Annotated in this window: 2 protein-coding genes; both read right to left on the bottom strand. The window is 43.7% G+C overall.

Translation table 11 applies throughout. The features are described 5' to 3' along the window. Window positions 1–107: 107 nt before the first annotated feature. On the bottom strand, window positions 108–560 hold the full coding sequence (locus F6K20_RS39620; protein WP_008179508.1) for a pentapeptide repeat-containing protein: 453 nt from the start codon (window positions 558–560) through the stop codon (window positions 108–110). Between the two features lie 120 nt (window positions 561–680). Further along, entirely contained in the window at window positions 681–932 is a 252-nt protein-coding gene (locus F6K20_RS39615) for a hypothetical protein (protein WP_154659672.1), read from the bottom strand. Window positions 933–1,058 lie beyond the last annotated feature (126 nt).

The raw sequence follows: 1,058 nt of genomic DNA, 5'->3' as shown, positions 1-1,058 counted from the left end.
TCCACTGACCACTGACCACTGACCACTGACCACTGAAGGCTGACCGCTGAAGGCTGACCGCTGACCGCTGACTGCTGACCGCTGACCGCTGAATACTTAAATTAGTTTCAATAACATCCTAAAGAGTAGCGAGTATCAACACCAGTATCAGTTATGGGATTAGTAGCAGAAGCATTTTTGCATAGCTCCCGGTATTGCTTAGAATCCAAAATTGCAAAGGTGAAGTCAGCGCCGGTAATATTTGCTCCCTTGAAGTTACATACATTAATGAATGCATAGCTAAAATCTGCTCCCTGTAGATTAGCATTAGTGAAATTAACTTTGGTAATGTTCGCACCCTTAAAGTTAACATTGCTCAAGTTGGCTGACTGTAAATTGACACTGCTAAAAACAGCGTTATGGAAGTCTTGACCGGATAAATCCTGACCGCTTAAATCAGTGTTTGCAAAGGTAGCTTTAATGGTGGCAGCGCTTTGGGCTTGGGCTGGCAGAGGCAACACTAGAATAGTTAGTGCTAGTAGAAAGGCTGCCAGGTGTAGAAAGTACTTGCAGTACTTCATGAATCGCTCTAATCCTCCTTTTGATTAAAAGTTGCTGACAAGGGTAACTATATCAATCTCTGTGAGAGTTGTGAATAGGTAAATATAGGGCAATTGTCAGCAAGGTTTGAGGGAGATTGCTTATGGTTTTAAGGCAAGAGGCAAGAGGCAAGAGGCAATAGGCAATAGGCAAGAGGCAAGAGGCAATAGGCAAGAGGCAATAGGCAAGAGGCAAGAGGCAATAGGCAAGAGGCAAGAGGCAATAGGCAATAGCGATGCATCAAGAGAAGGATATTGAGAGCATAAATGAATTGTGAGAATTTTTGTTCCCTGTTCCCTGCTCCCAGATCCGCTGTTCCCAGATCCGCTGTTCCCGTTGCTATAGACAGACATGAGTCATCTTGGTAAAGGTTTATCCCAGATTACGTATTTCAATAAGTAGTATATAAGTTACGGAATTCTGTTGGGAAGCGATTGACATGATTGTCACGCTACGCGATGAAGCGTTCGCAAAGCGTA

It is taken from the genome of Moorena sp. SIO2C4, assembly GCF_010672485.1.
In the GTDB taxonomy this organism is placed as follows: Bacteria; Cyanobacteriota; Cyanobacteriia; order Cyanobacteriales; family Coleofasciculaceae; genus Moorena; species Moorena producens.
This window is presented reverse-complemented; position numbering and strand designations above follow the sequence as displayed.